Here is a 21,701-nt window from a genome sequence, read left to right as displayed (position 1 = left end):
AACGAGATGCTTTTAAGACGTAAAGCATTGGATTTTAGTTTATAATTTATCGGAAAATAATGAAACAATATATATTGATGATACTATGCTCAGTATCAATTTTCTCCTGTGCGAAACAAGAGCCGACTGTAAAACATGTAATGAAAGCGGGAGAGGGACCTAACTTGAAAAATGTGAAAGTGGTAAATGAAGATGATCCGGTCTGTCATATGAAGACTGCAGAATTTTTAAAAGATACAGCCGTTTATAAAGGAAATATCTATGGATTCTGTAGTGACAATTGTAAAAAGACCTTCAAGAAGAATCCTGATAAATATGTGCAAAAATGAAAAGCAGAAGCAAGGGGAAGCCTCAGCAGTCTTCAAGGACTAAAATTGTAATTCCATTGATCGTATTGGCTGTGGTATTTGTAACGATTGGACTCGGAATAGGCTATTTTAAGAAAGATCTTTATACTGTAATGAAGGTCCCTGAATTTAATCTTACTGACCAGAATAATAAAAAGGTTACTAACCACGATATGCAGGGGAAAGTTTATCTGGTGGAATTTTTTTATAGCCGCTGTCCTACAATCTGTCCTGTAATGAATCACAATATGCGGCATATAGAGGATCAGATTAATAATCCTGATTTCGGAATTATCTCTATTAGTATAGATCCAACAAATGATACGCCAGAAGTATTGAAAAATCATGCTGCAATGATGGGGGCTAAATCTCCTAACTGGCATTTCCTCACCGGTGACAGAGATTATATAGGGAAAATAGCTGATCAGTTCAATATTTATGTTGGTGATAAAGAAGATCAGGCTGAAAGTCTTAATCACAGCGGAATGATAGCTCTTGTAGACAAAAATGGTAATATACGTAGCAGATATGGCAAAGACGGAATGCCTATTCTGTATTATTCCGGGCTGAATTACAAAGATCCTGAGGGTAAGGAAGCTGAGCTAAGTGGCAAATACCATCCGGACAGGGAGCTTTTGATAGAAGACATTAAAAAACTTTTGAAATAACGAATCATAAAATACAATACTATGAAATTATTTGGAGCAGCCACATTAGGCTTTGTACTTGTGGCACAGCTGGTATCAGCACAATTTAAGCAAGCACCATTACCTTATGCTTATAATGCATTGGAAGGATCAATTGATGCACAAACAATGGAAATACATTATAGCAAGCATGGAGCAGCGTATGTAGCAAATTTAAATAAGGCTATCACCGGAACACCTCTGGAAAAGGAAAGCCTTGTGAAAATACTTTCCGGAATCTCGAAACAGACTCCTGCGGTAAGAAATAATGCTGGTGGTCATTATAACCACGAGTTGTTCTGGACAATCCTTACACCTGAAAAGAATACACAACCATCAGAAAAACTGGCAAAAGCTATTAATCAGTCTTTTGGAAGCTTCGATGCTTTTAAAGAAAAAATGAGCAAAGCCGGAGCAGATCGTTTTGGTTCTGGTTGGGCATGGCTTATTGTAACGCCGGAGAAGAAACTAGCTATTACTTCTACTGCAAATCAGGATAATCCATTGATGGATATTGCTGAGGTGAAAGGTATACCTGTTTTAGGAATCGATGTATGGGAACACGCTTACTATCTGAAGTATCAGAATAAAAGAGCTGATTACCTAAGTGCTATCTGGAATGTAATTAACTGGAAAGAGATTAATAAGAGATATGAAGCCGCTTTAAACGGGAAGACTGAATAATCTGAGATCAGACGTTAATCTATAACAAAAACACCACTAATCTTTAGTGGTGTTTTTTGTTTTGCCGGACTTAAAAAGAAATAAACGGATATTCCATATCGTGATAAAATAAGACTTTCCAATTTTCTTCTTTTGCCAGTTTTTCCCATTTTATGCGATCCTGTAAAGCTTTTTTGCCGTCAAAATCCGACTTATAAGCCAAATGATATTTAAAATAAGTACTTTGAGGCAGATTATCTGCACCATAAAAAGCAGTGTCATTATTTTCCTTAATCCAGAAAACCTGATGAAAAGGAGAGTGCCCACCAGTGACTTCAAAAGATATTTCATCTGTAATATTTCCGCTATTTTCATTCATCCACACCAGTTCCGAATGCTGTACTGCAAAACGCAATATATCCAAATCGTAAGAAGGGCTGCCTTCTTTTGTGAGTGCAAAATTATACTCTCTTTCCTGGAGGTATATTTTGGCTCCCGGAAAATTTAGTTTCATACCTTCCGGAGTCCTGTTAACCAGCCCGCTTATATGGTCTTTATGAAGATGGGAGAGCAAGATCTTATTAATTCGCTCTGGTTTTATTCCAGCCTCAGCAAGCCTTTGAAATATTGTCTGTGTATTGTCTTCTTTCCATCCAATTCCGGCATCCAGTAATATATAGTCTTGTCCGGTAATAATAAGAAAAGGCTGAATGGCCATTTTTAACCCGGGGGATATGCCTGCTTTTTCTAATAATACAAACTCTTTTTGAGAGTTAACAGAAAAGTTACCTTCTTTTAAAGGGATAATCTTCATGTACTTTTTTATGTTTTCTTAATTAATTTAATTTTGATTTACCTTGTTGCTTTTAGCTGTAAGAAAGAATGTCATAAAAATAACAAACATCAGAAACAGGATAAAGCCCATCCATGAAGTTGCATGCAAAAGATAGCCTGTACCACTTCCAAGTACACTGGAGCCAAGATAATAGACCAGCCAGTAAATGGATGTAGCCGAGCTTTTTCCTTCTTTAGCATGCATGGCAACCATTCTGCTGGCCATAGTGTGTACTGCAAAAAACGAAAAAGTAAGCAGTGCAAGACCTATGATAAGTATATAAATGTGTTTAGAAAACAACATTGCTACCCCAATAAACATACTGATGATAAAAACCTTCAGAATATTCTCCGGAGCATATCTTTTGACCAGTCTACTGGTGGCCATCGTACCAAATACACCAAAAGTATACATGAGAAAAATAAAGGCAACAAAAATATGGTGTAATGAGAATGGAGGAGCTTCGAGGCGGAATGTAAGATAATTGTATACGCTTACAAATACCCCCATCAATAATGCTGCAATACCATATAATCTAAGCATATAAGGATCTGACAGAAACTTTCTCATCTGTTTGAACTTCTGGATAAAATCAGTTTTCTGTGGTGTGAAAAAATGTGATTCAGGGAAAAATTTCCAAAATACCAATCCAAGTAATAAGCTTTCGATTCCTATTGCCAGAACAGCAGTCTGCCAACCCAATTCTCCGGAAACAATCGTTGCGAGTATTCTGCCACTCATTCCTCCTATTGTATTACCACTTACATACATGCTAATAGCAAGGCCTACAATAGCCAGATCTACTTCTTCGGTGAGGTAGGCAAGAGCCACTGCCGAAACTCCGGATATCACAAAACCTTTAATAACGCCGATTGCAATTAATAGGGTAAGGCTTTCTATACGGGCAGAAATAATAGTAAGTACTGCAGAAGTTATCAATGAAAACACCATTAATTTTTTCCTCGAAAACTGATCTGCTTTAAAAGCAAAGAAAAAAAGTCCCAGAGCCATTCCTGCTGTGGCAGAAGAAACTAATAATGAACTATCACCAACGGAGCGGTTAAAATGAGCTGCAACCATTGGAAGCAGAGGTTGGAACAAATAAAGCTGTGCAAATACAGAGAGCCCCGAAAGAAAAATACACAATTTTATATTTCTGAAGCGTTTGCTGTCTTTTTTAGCCTTTATAATCGTATTCATTATAGATGTCCGTAAGGAAAACCAACGTAATAGAGACGTCATAGCTACGGTAGCGCTAATTTCTGCATATTTTCTAAATATGAAAAGCACTTTATTTGTAGATTATCTATACAGCAATTAGATAATTTTTATAATTACAGCATTTGATATAACCTTATAGATCCTTTGAACCTATAAGGCTTGTAAATTTAAATATTAAATTATTTTTTCAAAAGCTGTTTTGCAGATTCCGAAGCCGTAACCAATCCTGCAGCCATCATAATAATATCTTTCAGAACTAATCGTCCGGCACCTGAAAGGTAAGGGAAGCCATGCTGTGGAGTAGGAAAGTCTCCACCCAAATTCGGAACATAAGCTTCGGGAGTCGTGATGAGGAATGATAAGGTGACAAGAGACATCAGAAAAGTCAGTATGCCTCCATATAAGCCAAATTTAGGAGACCAAACACCGCCTAAGTTAAGTAAACCAATTAATACTATAACAGTTCCAAGCCCATATGCAAAAACATAAGTACCATTGGCTTTATTCCATTCAATATTTTTTTCTACCATTTTTCCTTCAGGATTTTTGTATTCTTGATATTCCGGAGCTTTCTTCTGGTATAAAAAATTCATAAAAGGACTATTGGTAACAAAAGGCACAATACCATCAGCTTCGTACTGAAAGGCTTTCAGACCACCAATCCATGCCATTACAATGAAAATAGAAATACGAAGAATATTGATGAAATAATGCTGTCCGTTGACCAGTAAGTGAAGTAAATTTTTCATGTTCTTTTTTTATTACAAAGCTATTGCCTGTAATATTCTGATGACATGGACAAATTCGTCTTTATCGTGTACTATTCCGCTACAATGGAAATTCCTGTTTTGGTTCTGAATTCTGATGGAGAAACACCAACATTCTTTTTAAAATATCGGCTGAAATAATGTTCATCCTGGAAATTTAATTGTGAAGCAATTTCCTTTATAGAAAGACGGGTGAGATGTAATAGCTTTTTAGATTCCAGAACTATGCGTTCCTGAATAAATGCAGAAGGTGTTTTACCCAGTTGGCTTTTTATTTTTTTGCTGAATGTATCTGTATTCAGACAAAGTTTTTCTGCATAAAAATTAACTGATTTTTCCTGAGCAAAATTTTCTTCCAATAATTTCTGAAACTCACTGCCTTCATAATTCTCATATGGTAAGACTATAGCTGCATTATCTTCGATATAAGATTTCTTTACTTTGCTGGATAGTGCAAGGATAACCTGTAGATATGCTTTAATAACAGCCTCTGAAAAATCAGAATGATCATTGAGTTCCTTTTCTATTTTCAGGATAATTTCTTCAATTTCCCGGAATGATCCTGGACTTAAGGCAACGTATGGTAACAGGTAAATATTATTGAATAATAATCCATTGCAGGCAACCTCCTGTTTATGGTATTCAATACAATAAAAATCTCCATGAAACAAAAGTTGTATCACTGGCGAATTTGATGGTTTTGTCCATGTAATATGCTGATAAGGGCTTAGGAACAATAATGCCGGAGTTGTAATCTCGTAAGTGGTGAAATCTACTACAACTTTTGTTGGACCCTGAATTAGAAAAACCTGGTAAAAAGCTTTATGTTGCGGGTCCTGATTTGTTTCAGTAGTGATATGATTAATCTGAATCGGCATGTCAGAAGCAGATATTTTTTTTATGAATGACTGATCCCTAAAGTTATCAATTATCTTTTTTACTCAGGGATAAATCTTAATTATTTAAAAATGTTCATTTTTTCATCATAAATAGGACTTTGCACTCCTAAGAAATTTAGAACACTGTGAAATACCTGATTCTGAGAAACAGTATTGTTAGGTTTCAGCTGTTTCGAGCCATCAGATACCCATACAATAAAAGGAATTTCATATTGTTCCTTTGGAGCAATACTGATAGGAACACCGTGCATATACAGGTTCTTTTCACCTAAAGATTCTCCGTGATCTGATACATACATCATGGCACTGTTGTATCCATTCAGTTGTTTCAGATCTTCAATTATGCTGTGTAAAATATAGTCAGTATAAACAATGGTATTATCATAAGCATTGATGAGCTGTTCTTTAGAACAATTTCCTAATTCCACACTATTGCATACAGGTTTAAAAGTTTCAAAACGTGAAGGATACTTTTTGCTATAGGTAGGGCCGTGGCTTGTGCTGGTATGTAAAATGATTAGTACTTTATTCTTTTTACTGGCCATTATTTCTTCTTTTAATCCGTTTAAAAGAACACCATCATATCCACAATCTTCACCTTTACATTTTGCTTCCAGACTCTCTTTGTTCTGGTAGTTTTTAATGTGTACAGGAGGTTCTCCCCAGTTGGTTGTCCTCCAGATTACATCTACATCATTTCGTGATAAATAATTTGGTAAGATTTCATATAGATCATCGGTGTTTTTATGCTCCAGAATACATTTTACACCAGCAGTGGTATAGGTTGCACAAGATGTAGCATTGAAACTATGAACCCCGGGAGTTTTAGAAAGTAAAGGATTTGTATTTTTCTTATATCCATATAACGAAAAATTCTCTCTTCTTGCAGATTCCCCTATAACCAGAACCATAACAGACTTTTGGGTATCCTTTATTTTGGCATCTGGCAATAATATTTCCTTTTCATTCTTTTTAGCCTGATGGATATAAAAAAGAGAAATGTTGACCGTATATGACCAGGGCATAGCAAGTCCACCCAATGTTTTTGAATTTTTATCAATCCATAGCCAGTTGCTAGCATTAGCAAATGCCAGGATAACCATAAATAGTAAAGTGAGTGAAGAGGTAATCAGAAATTTCTTTGGCGTCTCTTTTATAATCTTTGCTTTAATAATAAAGACAGAGGGGAGTATACCAAGTATAACAAGATATAGTATAAGTTTAAAAGAGAAAAAACTGCTGGACTCTTCATAATTGGTATTGAGTATATTTCCAATCATACTCTCATCTATTATTACACTATAGGTATTGATAAAATAGACTGCAATAGAGTTGATGATAAAAAATAATACCAGTAAAACCTTTCCTGCTATGCGTGACAGAAAAAGGATAAGATAAAAAGTAAAGAAGTTTGCAGCCAGCATTAATATGACCAGGCTTATAATAATACTTACGCCGCTAAAGGTTTTGTAATCAACATTACCTACGACAAACTTGAAAAACGGAAGATGAAATAATAGAAAATTAAGAAAGCTTATTAATAATGAAAAATCTCGTAATTTTAAATTTCTTTTTAGCATATATATTGGTAATTATATGAAGTACAACCATAAGATTAATTAGTGATAAATAAAATATGATCAACTTTTCATTAATAAGCTTATTGATTAAAACAATACTACAAATTGCAATAACTAGCATGAAAACAGGATAGTACCTTTTATCACTTATCCATGTCCATGTTTTATATTTCTGATTGATAAATATACCTAAAATTCCCGATAGATAGCCAAGTACAGCACCTGCAATAACATCTAAAGGATAATGTGCCCCAACACCTACTCTTGTAAAGGCAATCATCAGTCCTGCAAACGTAAATGTAGCAATCCAGATAATTTTATAATTTAGTTTTTTAGGCATAAACGAAAATAATAAAACTGTAAGGATTGTAAAAATAGTAATAGAGTGCCCGGAAGGTAAACTATTATGCCCTGATAATGTTTTTCCAATAATTGTGAAGCTGCTATTATCAAAGACTGCAGCAGGTCTTGGTACGGCAAATAAAGACTTTATAGGGGTACAGAATATTGCTGAAATTATTGAAGCGGTTATTAATGCGCCCCATACTTTCGGTGCATAGACAATAAGAATAGTTAAAAACGATAAAAATACAAGTGCATCTCCCAATTGGGTAAGATTGTACTGTACACTTGGATATTGTGATAGTTTGGAATTGATCAGAAAAAATAAAGGTGTCTGAAGCTGTATATAGGCCCCAACATTTAGAGATCCACTGATATAAAGAAAAAAAACAACCAAAGCAACCAGAATCACCGGCACATAGAATAAATAGAGATGAAGTTTAACGTAGTTGTCAGTAGTAGTTTTGTGCATAGTGTTTAATTTTTTGTTCTAATCTTTTTCTGGGCTGCAATATACACAATATTAATCAATTATATAATATTTTTATTGCTACTTATATACTATATTTTATAATAGTGTTTAATTTAGCTATGTCTCTTGTACTACATTAACCTATGACGTTATATTTTTTTGCAAAAATAGGATGCAGTAGATTTAGTTGTATATTATTTAATGTTCATATTACAAGCGATTTAACATTGATAATGTTCATATTAGCTTAATGCTTCTTTGTTTCGGAGCCAGTTAAAGTTAGTGCTATAGTTTTAATCATCTTAATTATGATGCTGCAAATAAACTATAATGCTTTGAGAAATTTAAACTTAAATGATGAACGGGTAAATATAGATGATGTAATGCGTTTATAGAATGTTGAGTATAAAATATCTTACTGCTAATATTTATTTTCTGGTTTTATATCTATTTATTTTACTGATTTATAAGGTTAAAAAAAATATTAAAGTGATAATATTCCATTTCAATAACGCAACAATGTTGCGTTATTGAAATGGAATTTATAGCTTTGCTCTGTATTAAAATATGATTATATATGAAGAATGCTGTTATTTTTTTAATGGGGAGTTGTTTTATTTCATACTCTTCTAACCTGAAAGCTCAGGAAAAAACTACCGTAAAAGATCCGGTGAAAAATATTGAGTCAGTCAATGTCTCCGGAAAACAAAATCTGGATGCCTTAACTGTTCCTCGGAAAACTCTTGATTTTATACAATCCGGAACACTTGGTGAAACTTTAAGTAAAATTCCGGGAATTCAGAATTCTTATTATGGACCTAATTCCGGAGCTCCCGTAATTCGTAGTCTTAGCGGGAATAGGGTAAGAGTATTGGAAAATGGTGTTGCAGTGAATGATCTCTCGGGAATTAGCCCGGATTTGAATATTGATACTGAGATTAATAATGTGCAGAGTATTACAGTATATAAAAGTTCGGCGGCAGTATTGTACGGAGGTAAAGCTATTGGCGGAGCGGTTGATTTGGAAACAGATTATATACCACGACAGCTCCCTGCAAAAGCTTTCGAATTCAAAGGGTTTTTGGAAGGCGGAACTAATAGCGGTCAGAGGCAGGGATTTTCAGCCAAAGGTAAAGTTGGAAAAAACTGGGCATGGACGGTAGGTGCAAACAATTATAAACAGGATGTTGTACGGATTCCCGGATCGTCCAAAGATCCCCGTTGTTACGATCCCTAGCTGGTAGGATTTGACAGTGGACTACAGGCAATGTGCCAATTGGATGTGCGTTCCAGAAATGTACTGAATAAAAGTCTTTTTCCTTATATAGACCAGTTTGCAAAAGACCATTTTGTGGAATATGAACTTTCAGAAGATGATCTTTATACTTTCAGACCAACCTACAGGAATTCGAAAGACGGAAAGGATTATCCAAATCCTAAAAATGATCTATACATCCCCGGACAAGACGCTACGAAAGACCGTTACAGAAGAGAAGTAAACAGTATAAAAGATTTAGGTCCTGTAAAAGACGGAGAGATTACAAACAGCCATTCGGAGAGAAACTCTTTTCATATTGGTACCGGTTATGTTGGGGAATCCTTTTATGTAGGAGCGGCTTATCAGAATTCTTACTCCTACTTTGGTGCTCCGGGTTATGCAATGCCAAAGATGCCGGAACATTCACATGGTAATAAGCCTCAGGAAAAAATAGACTATCTTCCGATTAATGTAATGAGCTTAACGCATAAGGCCATGCTGGAATCTGCTTACAAATTCCGAAACTTTCCTTTGGCCGGTATAAAACTGAGCTATATGGGTGTTTTTTCTGAGAATACAGAAATGTTGGGCAGACGAAGAGCTAATCAGCTTGATGTAAATCAGCACAACGGGCGTGTAGAATTAGTACAGCAAAAGATAAAATTCTTAACAGGAACAACAGGTGTAGAAGTACAATACCGTGAAATGGATGGGAGTGGAAATCTACGTTATTTACCCAATAATATCAGCCGTGAAATAGGATTCTATACGATGCAGCACCTTAACTTCAATTTTCTTGAATTCGATTTAGGTTACCGCAATGATCATGTACAGCGAAGAGCGGATGCAGATAAAAACTATGTGAGAAGTCGTGGCATGTCTGGTGGAAAACTTTCTGACAGAGATTTTACCCTAAATCAGTATCATGCAGGAATGACTTGGAATATATTTAAAAAAGGCTATTTAAAAGCACAGTACAACCACTCTGAAAGGGCTCCCGAAATAAATGAGCTTTATGCAGGAAACAATCATTATGCACTAATGGTAGAGGAAAATGGAGATGACAGACTAGATAAAGAAGTTGCTAAAACTTGGGAAATTGGCGGCGGACTAAATCTAAAGAATGTGCGACTGGCAGCGAGCTGGTATCATACAAAATATGATAATTATATTTATCTGGCCCATACAGGTATCTCCAGAGCCGGAGGATTTTCGGTAAAAGAATGGCGTAGTGATAACACTGAAATCAATGGTATTGAAGCAGAAGCAGCATACAAATTTGACCTGACTAAATTTGGAAAATGGGAATTCGGTTCTTATTTCGATTTGGTACGGAATATAAGTGTAGCGGATTCTTCCATCAGAAAATGGAGTGATGGAGATTATATGCCGAATATGCCTACCAGCAGATTCGGATTTAATCTGGCGGGTACTATTAACAGGTTTAGTCTCAATGTGTCTTTGGATCATTATATGAAACAAAAATATCTTGGTAAAAACATCAATCCGGAACTTCCTATGCCGGCATATTCGCTTTTAAATACCCGTATTTCTTATGAAAGTACCTTAAGTAATTTGAATATTGAATATTATGTTACCGGAAATAATCTGCTGAATAAAGAAGCCAGACCACAAAATTCACCTCTGAAGTTTTTGGCTCCATTACCAGGTATTAATATTTCTGTAGGTGTAAAGATAAAAGTGTAATATACAACACTTTATTTAATGCTATAGTGGCCTTTACTTAATCTGGTAAAGGCCATTATATTTAGTGTTTAGGACTTTAGGCTTTATCAGATAATACCATTATCTAAAAATGTTCAATTTTAGCCTTATCTATGAGATTAGTTTTTAATTTTTATTCAATAAACAATAAAAAATGAATATTATAAGACTTATTAGTTTAATTATCAGATAATTTTATTAATTTTCTATATACTAATTAACTAATAACATGGACGAACGAATTGAAAAGCTTAAAAATATGCAGACTGGTTTGCTAATTGATGTTGTGAAGAACCATAAGAAGCACGGATATCCCTTAGAGCTTCGTGAAGCTGCAATTGAGATCCTTAAAGGCAGAGGCATAACTTCTGAAGAACTGAAATTATCAGGGAATCTTTATAACCTGCAATATGAATAAGTGATGACTGAGTATAGAAAATTTAATATAAACTCTACTCTTGGTTTTATTTTATATATACTTGCCGTATTAACAGCATTTGGAAGATCAGGAATATCAATTATTATTTATTTGGCTGCAATGCTGTTTATTGGTCTGGCATTTAATAACTCGAAGAGAATAGCACAAATAACAAAAGACGATCTTCCGGATTATTATATTGTTTTATTGCCAAGTTTTTTCTTTTACTTCATTATGTTTTTTATCACAAGAAAACAGGTAAAAGAAAGAATCGATCTGATGACATAGATCCCGATAAAGATAAGAGTGTTAAATATTTTTATTATTTAACACATCTCGGGCAAACGCCAGATAGGACAAAGTTCATATCCTGTACTTTATATTCCTTTGGAAGTTTATAAACAGGTTCTACATCTTCCAGACAAGAAACTGTCCCACACTGTGTACAGCTAAAGTGTGCATGGTTATGATGGTGCTGGGCATCACAATGATGACAGGCAGCAAATTTCTGATGACCGTCTATGTTGATAAACCTATGGATGTGTCCTTCTTCCGTTAATCTGTCTAGTACACGGTATATGGTAACTCTGTTGCACAATCCTTCCGTCAATTTTTCTATTTCAGAATGAGACAGCGCAACCTCAGAATGATTAATCAGTTCCAGTATTTTTGCTTTGGCAATCGTGTTTCTCATTTTTTTGAATATTTAATCTGCAATAGTATTGCAAATATAAAGATAAGTTTTATTTTTCACAGATAAATGAACATGAAGCAGTACTTACTTTTGAATTATTTCAGAAGCAATTAAAATTGCTTTACAAAGCCTATCGTAAATTGTTTATTACTATATCCGGGAAACAAAAAGGCCTGATGTTTGGCATTTCCGCCAATATGGATTTTATCATAAAGCCAGTAAGAAAGAGTAGTGGAAAGAATTCCTATTCCAGCTCCTGCTGCAACATCACCCAGCCAATGCTTATTATTATACATCCTTAGAATCCCTGTTCCTGTAGCAACGGCATAACCTGCAATACCTATCCATGGAGAAACATTCCAATATTCTCTGCGAAGAAATTCGGCGGAAGCAAAGGCTAAAGCTGTATGTCCTGATGGAAAAGACTGATTATTGCTGCCATCAGGTCTTTCCTGATGTGTTAATTTCTTAGTGGGTACTACAATGGCTGTAGAAATTCCTAAAGACATTGCATATACAATTAATTCTTTTTTTACCGAGCTTTCCCCTTTTACTCCAAAGGCCTGAAGAGCAAAGACTGCAGCGCCGGGTACAAATTGAGTATAATTATCGATTGTAGTTCTAAAGGTAGGATGGTCCTCAGTTATTTCGTTTCGGGTATCAAAGTTTATTTTTTTAAACCATTTGGTTTCTGTAGCCAATACGCCATAGGTAATTAAGACCCCGGGTATGATAAACTGTTTAGGTTTTAACTGAAAAGAAGGATGTACAGACAAACTATCTTTGGCTATGCTGCTATGTGTTATGCTAACAAGACTATCCTTAGCCTGTGTATTAAGGCTGTCATTCTGGGCAAATATTGCTAATGGCAATAAGAGAAAGATTAAGAATTTCATTCTTCGGTATGTTTTGATTGAATTTTGTTTAATAAAGTCGGAAATACAATAAGTAAAAGTGGCAAGGCTACCAGAAATCCACCAATTACAGCAATGGCGAGCGGCTGGTGCATTTGTGCGCCTGTACCAATGCCCAACGCCAAAGGCATTAAAGCTATAATAGCACCTAAAGCAGTCATTAGTTTTGGTCGGAGCCTTGTACTGATAGCATATATAATGGCCTGCTCTTTTGTTTTGGATGCAAGGCTTTCATGAAATTGTAAGTATGTGAAAATAGCATTCTCTCCAATAATTCCCACCATCATAATCAATCCTGTATAGCTTCCTACATTAAGCGGTGTATTGGTAAGGTATAAGAGCAATATCCCTCCGGAAATACCCAAAACAGAAATAAATAAAATAAGAAAGGCTACAGTAATATTCCTGAAGAGGAAAAGCATAACTGAGAATACTAGCAGACAGGAAACCCCCAGTATAACGAAGAGTTCTTTGAATGATCTCTGCTGCTCTGCGTATGCCCCGCCATAAACGATATTGTATCCCGTCGGTAGTTTTATTTTTTGATCAATTTGCTTTTGGATTTCTTTAATCGTTCCACCCAAATCTCCATTATCCAACCTGGCTGTTACGATTCCTAAAGTTTGTAAATCTTCTCTGTTGACTTCTGCAGAACCACTGGTAATATTGACTGTAGCAAACTCACTTAATGGTTTCAAAGTTCCGTTGGGTAATGAAATCATGCTGTTATTAATGTCGCTCAGGGACTGGTTAGTTCTGTTGTTGTATAACAGTCTGATAGGCGTGAACTGAACTTGATCAAAAATATTGCCGGCAATATTCCCATCCAAATTGGCCTGGAGCTGGCTTTGGAAATCTGGCAGAGAAATCTGATACTGAGCCAGCACTTGTAGTTTGGGAGTAACAATCATTGAAGGACCAGCGATAACAATTCCATCAAATACATCGGCAGTACCATTTACTTTTGCGACAATATCAGATACTTTTTTTGAGTAATTTTCAATGACCTTTTGATCAGTACCAAATATTTTAATTTCAATAGGCTGAACACTACTCATCAAATCACCCAGCATATCAGAAATTACCTGCCCGAAATCTACCGTTAAAGGAAGTCCGGAAGCTTCTATTTTTGAACGGATTTCATCTGTAACTTCTGCAGTAGTCTTATTTCGGTTCTTTTTTAGCTGGATCAGATAATCTCCGGTATTCGGCTCTGTAATAAAGAATCCCATCTGGGTTCCTGTTCTTCTGCTATAAGCCGCAACAGCAGGGTTCGCGACGATTATTTTTTCAACTACTTTTAGCTCCCGGTCTGTTTCCTCCAATGAAGTTCCTGGTGGCGATTTATAGTCTAATACAATACTCCCTTCATCCATTTCCGGTAAAAAACCTGTAGAGATGTTGGGCAAAATAAGAACAGTACTTATGATAAGCAGTGATATAAAAGCATAACTAAAGACAGGTTTATGGATAAAGAAACCTACCCATTTTCTTTCTTTTACATCGTGATGCTGAAGATTTTTTTCTTTTGTTTTTCCCGTAGAAAGAAGCAAATAAAGAATTGGTAATAACAGCCATGTAGCAAAGAAAGAGCAGACCAAAGTGATGATCATTGTGTTTGTCATTACTTTAAAATAAGCTCCTGCAACACCACTCATCAGGATGAAAGGTAAAAATATAACAATAGTACTCAACGAAGAACCTATCATTGCTTTTAATAAATAATTAATAGCCTTTTGCACCAGTGTTTTGGATGACTCTTCAGGGTGTTCCTCATGTGTACGATGTATCTGTTCCACTACGACAATAGCATCGTCTATAATAAGACCTATTGCTGCGGCAATAGCACCTAAAGTCATAATGTTGAAGGTTTGTCCGATGGCATATAGTACCAACAGGGTAAGACTTAGGGTAATAGGTATTGTAATTAATATGACAGCACTCGCTTTCCAGGAACGAAGGAATATAACGGCTACAATAATAGCGAGGAGAAGGCCTATCCAGAGTGCATCTGTTACACTCTTTATAGAATCATTTACAAAATCTGCCTGAACGTAATAAGGCTTTAGTACTACGTCTTTAGTCAGCGTTTTTTGCAGATCATTAATTTTCGCATCCATTGCCTTTGTCAGTTCTACAACATTTGCATTGGGCTGCTGAATAACAGCAATTAAAATACTTTCTTTTCCGTTAGCATTGACTTTAATATACTGCTTTGCCTGATGAATATTAATCTCGGCAATATCTCCTAATAATACAATTCTGTTTCCGTTATTGCTGATAACCAGATTCTTGAGCTGGTTTTCATTGCGTATTTGTGCATCGGTAAGGGTTAGGTATAAATATCTGAAATCAGAGGAATACCCATTAGATTTAATAAAGTTTGTATTGTTTATAGCCTGTTCAACCGAAGCCGAGGTAATTCCTAATCGGGCCATCATTTGCTGGTTCATCAGCACCCGAAATTCTTTGTCTTGCCCACCTATTACCCTTATCTCACTAACCCCGGGAACCTGAGAGAGGAAAGGCTTGATTGTATAAAGCGCAAGTTGTTTGAGTGCTATAGGATCTTTGGTATCAGAGTTCAAAGAATATCCTATTACCGGTAGAATGGAAGGATTCATTTTTTCTACCGTGATATTGGTCTCCGGAGGTAATTGATTCCGAACTTCATTAATGCTGCTTTCTACCTGTTGTTTTGCAAGATCAACATTAGTGTTCCAGGAAAGAAATGCTGATATTTCACAACTTCCCCGGCTGGTTGTGCTTTTTAGAACCTGCAGATCAGGAACTTTCTTTATAGCATTTTCCAATACCTTTGTTACGCCTACGCTCATCTGACTAACAGGTTGTTGTCCTACGTCTGCAATGATCTTTATTTTCGGAAAAGTAACCTGCGGAAACAAGGCAGATTGAATTTTGGTGTAAGAATAGATGCCACCTGTAAGGATGAGAAAAATCAGAATCAATAAGGGGCTTCTGTAAGTTACAAAAAATGACTTTTTCATCTGATTACTGTTTTTTTATTTTTACAGTTGCAGTATCACTCAATCCAAAGTTTCCGGATGTAATAACCCTGTCTTTTGTTGAGAGATTCCCCGATACTATTTGGATATATTTATCGGTTTCTGCTCCTTTTACAATTGGTACTTTTACAGCAGTTGTATCACCAAGCATTTTCATTACCCAAAAAGAAGATTGTGTTTCATCACTCAACACAGCCATTTTAGGTACGGCTAATCCGTAGGCTGTTGATTTGGAAAAGCTGACTGTACCAATTAAATTTTCCGGAATATTATCACTGTGAGGAACCTTTAAAAGAACCTTTACTGTTTGGGATATAGCATCTACTGAAGGCATTACTTTAGCAATTGTAGCAGGCAGGCTGCTGCCATCAGGTAATTTTATTAATAGGGCGCTTTTATCTTTTATCAGCTGCAGATATTCATAGGGCACATCTACTATAAAGCCGAAGCTGGAAGCATCGGTAATTGTTGCCAGAATTTCTCCATCCTGTACATAATCACCGATCTGATGGTTTAACATGACGACATATCCTGTTGCGGGGCTAACGACAGTTGTTGTTCCATTAAATCTAAAAGATTTATCCAGTTTGTTAATGGTATTGCCTAAAGCCCTGGCTTCTTTGGTTTGCAATCCAAAAAGTACAGAGCCCCGGGTTATTCGATCACCAAGTCTTACCGTCATACTTGTGATATAGCCGGTACTATTGGCCTTTGCATCCGATTTTAACAGATAAGTTGCTGTTGCATTCAAGGTTACATTGTTATCGAGATGGATGGTATCGGATGGATAAGCAATAACCACTTCTGTTTTAGATTTTGCTTCCGTTTTTGCTTCTTCAGTAGTGGTTGCATCATTTTTTTTGCAACTCAGTACGGAAGAAATAACTAATATGAGGTATAAAAACTTTTTCATGGCTATTGGATGATTAAATACTGCATTTGGTTCTGCAGATTGAATAAAGTTGACTTATACTGTATGACATTGCCTTTAAGGCTGAGTAAATTATTGATGGATAAAATAAAATCTACCATGCGTACATCCCCTGTAGGTAATTGCTTGGCATTAGCTTCCACCAGAGTTCTTGCATAATTAATCTGTTGATTGGCAGTTTTTATCATGTTATAGTATTGATCCATTTGATTCTGAATCTGAAAGATTTGCTGTTGGTACTGTCTTTCTGTTTGTTCCAGATATTTTTGACGTGTCTGTAAAGCCAGTTGGTTTTGTTGCAGGAGCATTTTCTTCTGATGGCCATCATATAGGGGAATGGAGACTCCCATGCCAATTCCTAAACCAAAATTTTTATAAGAGGTTTGGGCAAATGAGGTCTGATATCCTCCATCGGAAAATGCAGTGATTTTTGGTTTATAGTTGTATTTTATAATTTCACTGTCATTGGCAATTTTCAGGCTGTCGGCTTTAAAAGATTGAGTATATACACTTTTTCTAAAATCAACAGGAGAGAGTGCTTTAGTAATATCAGGAGCTTCTAAAGTTGGAAATTGAGTATCTACAATACCACATAGATAATTGAGTAGTGCATAATTGCTTTGCCATTCGGCTTGTTGCTGTTGTAAGGTAAGCTCATTTTGCTGTAAAGTAACCTTAAAAGTGAGGTAATCTGTTTGTTTAAAAACAGAACTTTGGGTTAGTTTTTTCAGAATTATATCTTCCTGATTGAGCAGGCTTATTATTTCCTGACTTAATTCATAGTGTTGCTGACTGGTATAAGTAGCTATATATTGATCTGTAATCTGTTTATTGAGTGTCTGGATGCTCAGATTTTTTTGTGCTAAAATTTGCCCAATGTTTGCATCATAGGCTTTTAATCTTGTGTTAAGGTTATTCCGGCTTATAAATTCTTTTACAACTCTTACACCTGCAAAAAGGGATTGCCCATTGGTTAGAGCATTGTCATATCCCCATCCTTTAATATTAGGCGAATAACCTGCGGTGGCTTCTCCGGTAACAATAAAACCATAAGTAGCTTTTAATTTCAGACTGTCGATTTTATTGGAAGTTACCTGATTGTTGTAATCATTGAGCAAGGGGCTATTTGCCTGTGCCGTTTTAATGAAATAGGGTAGTGCATGCCCCGTTTGTGCTTTTACAGAAAAACAGAGTGATAAAGCAATAAGGGCCAAAAACCACCAAGCGGGATATTTATTAATAGTGTCCATACAGACCATTTCAAATTGTTGATTCAAAGATGAGATCCAATTCTGTTGAGATTCTGAATTTTTGGACTTTAGATTGTTTTTTTATGAGAATATAACAACAAAAAACCGGCTGCTTCCAACCGGTTCCTTATCAATATTTCATTTTTCTATAAGATTAATCTTTTTTCAACGTAACAAAATTACCTTTAACATCAAATAATGCATCTCCGGATTTTACCTCGGCTTCGTATAACACTGTACCATTTGCTTTGGTAATTTTAGCTGCTTCTTTTATAGGGCCTAGCTTGTGCTGGGTAATGTATTGAGGAACTGAAGCGGGAAGTTGATCAGCTGCTATTTCAATTTCACTTTCTTCCATGGTACCGGCTGCAGTATATAACACGCTCATTTTTTTTCCGTTTTGCTTAAAGCCAGCTTCGTATTTTCCATCCTCTTTTTCCCATTTTGCTTTAATGTTCGGATGTTTTTTCTGAAATGCCTGCTCTACAACCGCAGGAACTTTAACATTTTCGTTTTTCTCTTTTTTTTCTTGTGCTAACGCCACTGTGCTGAATCCCGTTGCAAATACCAACGCTAAAATTGTCATTTTCATTTTACATTTTTTTAAATTGATTTTGTAAAACTCAGTAGACATTCTGTAGAGATCCTGAATTTTTTCTAATAAGTAGAAATTAATTAAAATTAATACTAAATAAGTGCATATCATTAATAAACTGGTATTGAATGTCGTAATGATACAAGTCACATATTTTTTTACTCATTTCAAGCCCTAATCCAATACTATTGGTGTTTTCAGATTGTTTTTTAAAACGTTGGAACAAATCCGTTTGATTGAGTTCACTATTCCCATAATTGGCAATAACAAGCTTTTGGTGGGATGTTCTTACCAAAACTTTTCCTGCATTTTCGGAGTGTCTTATGGCATTGGACAAAATATTGCCAATTAAAATATCGATGAGAATAGGATTGGCAATGATTTCAATTTCATTTTCTATATGGATTTCCCATTGTATATCTTTTTGTGCAGCCGGCTCTTCATATTGGCTCAGAAGTTTTTGAATACTGGTATTGATTTTTAATTTCTCGGTATCCGGAAACTGATTGTTTTCAATTTTAGTCAGTAATAATAGCGTACGGTTGAGGCGCTGCATTTTGTTTCCGGCAACAGAAATTTCTTCTATCAGGTCAGCTTGCTCCTGAGAAATTGGAGAAGTCTGCATCAGCAGTTCCAGATTGCTTTGCATTACAGCTATCGGAGTTTGCAATTCGTGAGAGGCATTTTCCGTGAATTCTTTTTGTGTTCTGTAAAGCTTCTGATTACGTTTGATGAGATCTTTAATGGAGTTTCCTAAATTTTTAAACTCTTCTATATTGGTGGGTATAAACTGATAATCGTCGTTGCTGTCGACTCTGTAAAGACTTAATTTATGAACAATATCATTGAAAGGTTTCCATAATTTTTTAGAGAGCTGGAAATTAATAGCGATCAGGCCGGCCAATAATACAATAACCAATACTAATTGAAGTACCAGTATGCTGTTGAGGAGGTCTTCATCCTCTATCATAGATTTCTGAATCCGTATTTCGTACGGTTTTCCATTTACAATTGTATTCGATACAGAAATCCGATGCATCACTGTTTCGTTATCATCGGGTATAAAAACTGGTTGATTGTATAAGGAATCAAAAACTTTGGGATTATTAGACGGACGGACAATAATGCTGTTTTCAAAGGAAATAAAATTGTCAGGTATTGTCGTTTTTAACTGCTTTTCAATCCATGCTTTCTGATGACTTATATTTTCATCCAGACTCTTCAGCATCAGGTACCGTAAGGAGAAATAAAATGCAGGAATAGCTATTAACAGAATAAGAATAGCATATATGATATAACGGCGCGATATGTAGCTGATTAATTTCATTTAGTACTCAAATTTATAACCCATTCCGTAAACAGATTTTAGATAGTCATTACAGCCGGCTGCTGCGAGCTTTTTTTTCATGTTTTTAATATGGGCATATATAAAATCATAGTTGTCATAGACATCTGCATTCTCCCCGGAGAGGTGCTCAGCAATTGCTGTTTTAGAGAGAACTCTGTTCTTATTAATCGTAAAATAAAGCAGTAAATCGTATTCTTTTCGGGTAAGGTCAATAGTCTGATGGTTAGCTGTAACCGTTTTAGCCAGTGTGTCGATGGTAATTTCATGGAATACCAGAATATTACCGCCATTAAACCGTCTGCGGCGTATCACAGCAGCTATACGTGCACTGAGTTCTGATAGATGAAAAGGTTTTGGAATATAGTCATCAGCACCCAGCGTTAATCCGGCTATTTTATCATCAATGGAATCTTTTGCAGAGATAATAATTACACCATCGGTTTTGTTGTTTTCTTTTAAGATTTTTAAAATACTCAACCCATTACCGTCGGGTAATGAAATATCAAGAAGAATACAGTCATAATCATATGAGTCTACTTTCTCAATTGCAGTATTGAAATTTGTAGCTATTTCACAAAGGTAATTTTCCTGCTTTAAGTAAGTGACAATACTTTTACTCAATGCAATTTCGTCCTCAATGATGAGTATTTTCATGCTGTCATTTTATTCAAAAATAAAATTAAAATCTGAAGGAAAACTGAATTTATAAAAATATTCAATATAACTGGCAGGAATTGTAAGAATCCCCTACAATTGTTTTAGCAAACCGACTTTTCTGTTTCTTTTAATCACGACTGCAATACTTACGGGATTTTCCTTACTTTTAGGCTCTGAATTTTCATTATGGATTCTATCTCTGTACTTCACATGGGCCTCTTTCAGGAGAATAATGCGTCTTCTGGTTTTTATTTTAATACCATGAAGGGACATTTGAAGAGTAGTCATAAACATATTGAAAAACCCCATCGTCATGACTTTTATGTAACTGTACTATTTACACAGGGAAGCGGAGTTCACGAAATAGATTTTCAGAGCTATGATGTACAGGCAGGTAGCCTATTCTTTTTGTCACCTGGCCAGATACACAGTTGGGAGCTTTCTGATGATACGGATGGTTATATCTTCTTTTTTTCTAAGGAATATTATAATATGCATTATGTAAATCAGAAGCTGAAAAACTTTCCATTTTTTGCCTCGGTATCTTTCCCCAGAAAACTTCAGCTGGATGATCAGAATCTACAAAAGATTAATTTCTTGTTTACAGAAATTCAAGAGGAAAGTTTACAGAAAAATCTGATGCAGAAAGAGAGTATTCTGGCTCTTATTACGAGAATCTATATTCAGTCAATTAGATTGTTTTCAAAAGATCAGCAACTACTGAACTCAGGTAGTGTTTTTTCATATATTCGCCATTATCAGGAATTTGAATCGCTTTTAGAAGAACATTTCCTGGTGCAGAAGTCCAGCTCTTATTATGCAGATTTGTTGGGAATTACGGCGAAGCATCTTAACCGTATCACTCAGACTGTGGTACAAAAAAAGGCTTCCGATATTATTACCGAAAGGGTAATACTGGAAGCCAAGAGAATGTTGATTTATCTGAACGAAAGCCTTACAGATATTGCTTTTAAACTGGGTTTTGAAGAGTACTCCTATTTCTCAAGAGTATTTAGTAAAAATACAGGGGAGACTCCTTCGCATTTCGTTCTGAGACATAAATCATAGAAAAA

Annotated in this window: 22 protein-coding genes; 8 read left to right on the top strand and 14 right to left on the bottom strand. The window is 35.6% G+C overall.

Going from position 1 to position 21,701, the window contains the following annotated elements:
• Nucleotides 1-59: 59 nt before the first annotated feature.
• From AYC65_RS09690 to AYC65_RS09680, 3 genes are read left to right on the top strand one after another with little or no spacing between them, the layout of a single operon-like run.
• Nucleotides 60-329, top strand: coding sequence for a YHS domain-containing protein (locus AYC65_RS09690; protein WP_034870523.1), 270 nt, complete (start codon nt 60-62; stop codon nt 327-329).
• The gene (locus AYC65_RS09685; protein ID WP_034870522.1) at nt 326-1,015 is read left to right on the top strand and encodes an SCO family protein; all 690 of its coding nucleotides are present in this window, start codon (nt 326-328) and stop codon (nt 1,013-1,015) included. The genes AYC65_RS09690 and AYC65_RS09685 overlap by 4 nt, the downstream gene beginning before the upstream one ends.
• Before the next feature lie 21 nt (nt 1,016-1,036).
• The gene (locus AYC65_RS09680) at nt 1,037-1,717 is read left to right on the top strand and encodes a superoxide dismutase (RefSeq protein ID WP_034870521.1); all 681 of its coding nucleotides are present in this window, start codon (nt 1,037-1,039) and stop codon (nt 1,715-1,717) included.
• Nucleotides 1,718-1,787: 70 nt separating this feature from the next.
• Here AYC65_RS09680 and AYC65_RS09675 read toward each other — a convergent pair whose 3' ends face one another.
• The 6 genes from AYC65_RS09675 to AYC65_RS09650 form a co-directional block, all read right to left on the bottom strand.
• A complete protein-coding gene (locus tag AYC65_RS09675) occupies nt 1,788-2,510 on the bottom strand; it encodes an MBL fold metallo-hydrolase (protein WP_034870520.1) in 723 nt (240 codons plus the stop codon).
• A gap of 27 nt (nt 2,511-2,537) precedes the next feature.
• Entirely contained in the window at nt 2,538-3,731 is a 1,194-nt protein-coding gene (locus AYC65_RS09670; RefSeq protein ID WP_034870519.1) for an MFS transporter, read from the bottom strand.
• Nucleotides 3,732-3,931: 200 nt separating this feature from the next.
• Nucleotides 3,932-4,501: a DUF417 family protein gene (locus AYC65_RS09665; RefSeq protein ID WP_034870518.1), complete on the bottom strand. Its 570-nt coding sequence runs from the start codon at nt 4,499-4,501 to the stop codon at nt 3,932-3,934.
• 71 nt (nt 4,502-4,572) lie between these two features.
• Nucleotides 4,573-5,397, bottom strand: a complete 825-nt coding sequence (locus tag AYC65_RS09660; RefSeq protein WP_034870517.1) for a helix-turn-helix domain-containing protein — start codon at nt 5,395-5,397, stop codon at nt 4,573-4,575.
• Between the two features lie 80 nt (nt 5,398-5,477).
• On the bottom strand, nt 5,478-6,998 hold the full coding sequence (eptA, locus tag AYC65_RS09655; RefSeq protein WP_034870516.1) for a phosphoethanolamine--lipid A transferase EptA: 1,521 nt from the start codon (nt 6,996-6,998) through the stop codon (nt 5,478-5,480).
• Entirely contained in the window at nt 6,943-7,812 is an 870-nt protein-coding gene (locus AYC65_RS09650; protein ID WP_034870515.1) for a phosphatase PAP2 family protein, read from the bottom strand. The genes eptA and AYC65_RS09650 overlap by 56 nt, the downstream gene beginning before the upstream one ends.
• 577 nt (nt 7,813-8,389) lie before the next feature.
• Between AYC65_RS09650 and AYC65_RS21060 the strand changes: the two genes are divergently transcribed.
• From AYC65_RS21060 to AYC65_RS09635, 4 genes are all read left to right on the top strand, one after another.
• Nucleotides 8,390-9,049: a TonB-dependent receptor gene (locus AYC65_RS21060; RefSeq protein ID WP_234300285.1), complete on the top strand. Its 660-nt coding sequence runs from the start codon at nt 8,390-8,392 to the stop codon at nt 9,047-9,049.
• Between the two features lie 30 nt (nt 9,050-9,079).
• Nucleotides 9,080-10,777 (top strand): TonB-dependent receptor domain-containing protein, encoded by a 1,698-nt coding sequence (locus AYC65_RS09645; protein ID WP_234300283.1) that lies wholly within the window; start codon nt 9,080-9,082, stop codon nt 10,775-10,777.
• Between the two features lie 247 nt (nt 10,778-11,024).
• Nucleotides 11,025-11,213 carry a hypothetical protein gene (locus AYC65_RS09640; RefSeq protein ID WP_034870514.1) on the top strand — a complete coding sequence of 63 codons (189 nt, stop codon included), beginning with the start codon at nt 11,025-11,027 and terminating at the stop codon, nt 11,211-11,213.
• A gap of 3 nt (nt 11,214-11,216) precedes the next feature.
• The gene (locus AYC65_RS09635) at nt 11,217-11,501 is read left to right on the top strand and encodes a hypothetical protein (RefSeq protein WP_034870513.1); all 285 of its coding nucleotides are present in this window, start codon (nt 11,217-11,219) and stop codon (nt 11,499-11,501) included.
• Nucleotides 11,502-11,535: 34 nt separating this feature from the next.
• On the opposite strand, the gene AYC65_RS09630 is transcribed toward AYC65_RS09635, so the two are convergent.
• From AYC65_RS09630 to AYC65_RS09595, 8 genes are all read right to left on the bottom strand, one after another.
• Entirely contained in the window at nt 11,536-11,907 is a 372-nt protein-coding gene (locus AYC65_RS09630) for a Fur family transcriptional regulator (protein WP_034870512.1), read from the bottom strand.
• Between the two features lie 110 nt (nt 11,908-12,017).
• Entirely contained in the window at nt 12,018-12,803 is a 786-nt protein-coding gene (locus tag AYC65_RS09625) for a phosphatase PAP2 family protein (protein WP_034870511.1), read from the bottom strand.
• Nucleotides 12,800-15,829: an efflux RND transporter permease subunit gene (locus AYC65_RS09620; RefSeq protein ID WP_034870510.1), complete on the bottom strand. Its 3,030-nt coding sequence runs from the start codon at nt 15,827-15,829 to the stop codon at nt 12,800-12,802. The genes AYC65_RS09625 and AYC65_RS09620 overlap by 4 nt, the downstream gene beginning before the upstream one ends.
• Before the next feature lie 4 nt (nt 15,830-15,833).
• Entirely contained in the window at nt 15,834-16,760 is a 927-nt protein-coding gene (locus AYC65_RS09615; RefSeq protein WP_034870509.1) for an efflux RND transporter periplasmic adaptor subunit, read from the bottom strand.
• A gap of 2 nt (nt 16,761-16,762) precedes the next feature.
• On the bottom strand, nt 16,763-18,028 hold the full coding sequence (locus AYC65_RS09610; protein ID WP_052114745.1) for a TolC family protein: 1,266 nt from the start codon (nt 18,026-18,028) through the stop codon (nt 16,763-16,765).
• A 154-nt stretch (nt 18,029-18,182) separates the two neighbouring features.
• Nucleotides 18,183-18,620: a hypothetical protein gene (locus tag AYC65_RS09605; RefSeq protein ID WP_065419778.1), complete on the bottom strand. Its 438-nt coding sequence runs from the start codon at nt 18,618-18,620 to the stop codon at nt 18,183-18,185.
• Between the two features lie 79 nt (nt 18,621-18,699).
• The gene (locus AYC65_RS09600) at nt 18,700-19,950 is read right to left on the bottom strand and encodes a sensor histidine kinase (protein WP_034870508.1); all 1,251 of its coding nucleotides are present in this window, start codon (nt 19,948-19,950) and stop codon (nt 18,700-18,702) included.
• Complete coding sequence (locus AYC65_RS09595) at nt 19,951-20,625, bottom strand: response regulator transcription factor (RefSeq protein ID WP_034870507.1); 675 nt, start codon at nt 20,623-20,625, stop codon at nt 19,951-19,953.
• 189 nt (nt 20,626-20,814) lie between these two features.
• Here AYC65_RS09595 and AYC65_RS09590 point away from each other — a divergent pair, with 189 nt between their 5' ends.
• Nucleotides 20,815-21,696 carry an AraC family transcriptional regulator gene (locus AYC65_RS09590; RefSeq protein ID WP_034870506.1) on the top strand — a complete coding sequence of 294 codons (882 nt, stop codon included), beginning with the start codon at nt 20,815-20,817 and terminating at the stop codon, nt 21,694-21,696.
• Nucleotides 21,697-21,701 lie beyond the last annotated feature (5 nt).

Source organism: Elizabethkingia bruuniana, assembly GCF_002024805.1.
Taxonomy (GTDB): Bacteria; Bacteroidota; Bacteroidia; order Flavobacteriales; family Weeksellaceae; genus Elizabethkingia; species Elizabethkingia bruuniana.
The sequence above is the reverse complement of the archived record's forward strand: the minus strand, read 5'-3'. Positions and strand labels throughout refer to the sequence as shown.

Bases quoted from the DNA above. Each gene is read 5' to 3' on its own strand.
- AYC65_RS09675 (WP_034870520.1), bottom strand. From the start codon at position 2,510: ATGAAGATTATCCCTTTAAAAGAAGGTAACTTTTCTGTTAACTCTCAA.
- AYC65_RS09680 (WP_034870521.1), top strand. From the start codon at position 1,037: ATGAAATTATTTGGAGCAGCCACATTAGGCTTTGTACTTGTGGCACAG.
- AYC65_RS09665 (WP_034870518.1), bottom strand. From the start codon at position 4,501: ATGAAAAATTTACTTCACTTACTGGTCAACGGACAGCATTATTTCATC.
- AYC65_RS09610 (WP_052114745.1), bottom strand. From the start codon at position 18,028: ATGGACACTATTAATAAATATCCCGCTTGGTGGTTTTTGGCCCTTATT.
- AYC65_RS09635 (WP_034870513.1), top strand. From the start codon at position 11,217: ATGACTGAGTATAGAAAATTTAATATAAACTCTACTCTTGGTTTTATT.
- AYC65_RS09605 (WP_065419778.1), bottom strand. From the start codon at position 18,620: ATGAAAATGACAATTTTAGCGTTGGTATTTGCAACGGGATTCAGCACA.
- AYC65_RS09615 (WP_034870509.1), bottom strand. From the start codon at position 16,760: ATGAAAAAGTTTTTATACCTCATATTAGTTATTTCTTCCGTACTGAGT.
- AYC65_RS09645 (WP_234300283.1), top strand. From the start codon at position 9,080: ATGTGCCAATTGGATGTGCGTTCCAGAAATGTACTGAATAAAAGTCTT.
- AYC65_RS09620 (WP_034870510.1), bottom strand. From the start codon at position 15,829: ATGAAAAAGTCATTTTTTGTAACTTACAGAAGCCCCTTATTGATTCTG.
- AYC65_RS09630 (WP_034870512.1), bottom strand. From the start codon at position 11,907: ATGAGAAACACGATTGCCAAAGCAAAAATACTGGAACTGATTAATCAT.
- AYC65_RS09590 (WP_034870506.1), top strand. From the start codon at position 20,815: ATGGATTCTATCTCTGTACTTCACATGGGCCTCTTTCAGGAGAATAAT.
- AYC65_RS09685 (WP_034870522.1), top strand. From the start codon at position 326: ATGAAAAGCAGAAGCAAGGGGAAGCCTCAGCAGTCTTCAAGGACTAAA.
- AYC65_RS09625 (WP_034870511.1), bottom strand. From the start codon at position 12,803: ATGAAATTCTTAATCTTTCTCTTATTGCCATTAGCAATATTTGCCCAG.
- AYC65_RS09660 (WP_034870517.1), bottom strand. From the start codon at position 5,397: ATGCCGATTCAGATTAATCATATCACTACTGAAACAAATCAGGACCCG.
- AYC65_RS21060 (WP_234300285.1), top strand. From the start codon at position 8,390: ATGAAGAATGCTGTTATTTTTTTAATGGGGAGTTGTTTTATTTCATAC.
- AYC65_RS09650 (WP_034870515.1), bottom strand. From the start codon at position 7,812: ATGCACAAAACTACTACTGACAACTACGTTAAACTTCATCTCTATTTA.
- AYC65_RS09670 (WP_034870519.1), bottom strand. From the start codon at position 3,731: ATGAATACGATTATAAAGGCTAAAAAAGACAGCAAACGCTTCAGAAAT.
- AYC65_RS09640 (WP_034870514.1), top strand. From the start codon at position 11,025: ATGGACGAACGAATTGAAAAGCTTAAAAATATGCAGACTGGTTTGCTA.
- AYC65_RS09600 (WP_034870508.1), bottom strand. From the start codon at position 19,950: ATGAAATTAATCAGCTACATATCGCGCCGTTATATCATATATGCTATT.
- eptA (WP_034870516.1), bottom strand. From the start codon at position 6,998: ATGCTAAAAAGAAATTTAAAATTACGAGATTTTTCATTATTAATAAGC.
- AYC65_RS09690 (WP_034870523.1), top strand. From the start codon at position 60: ATGAAACAATATATATTGATGATACTATGCTCAGTATCAATTTTCTCC.
- AYC65_RS09595 (WP_034870507.1), bottom strand. From the start codon at position 20,625: ATGAAAATACTCATCATTGAGGACGAAATTGCATTGAGTAAAAGTATT.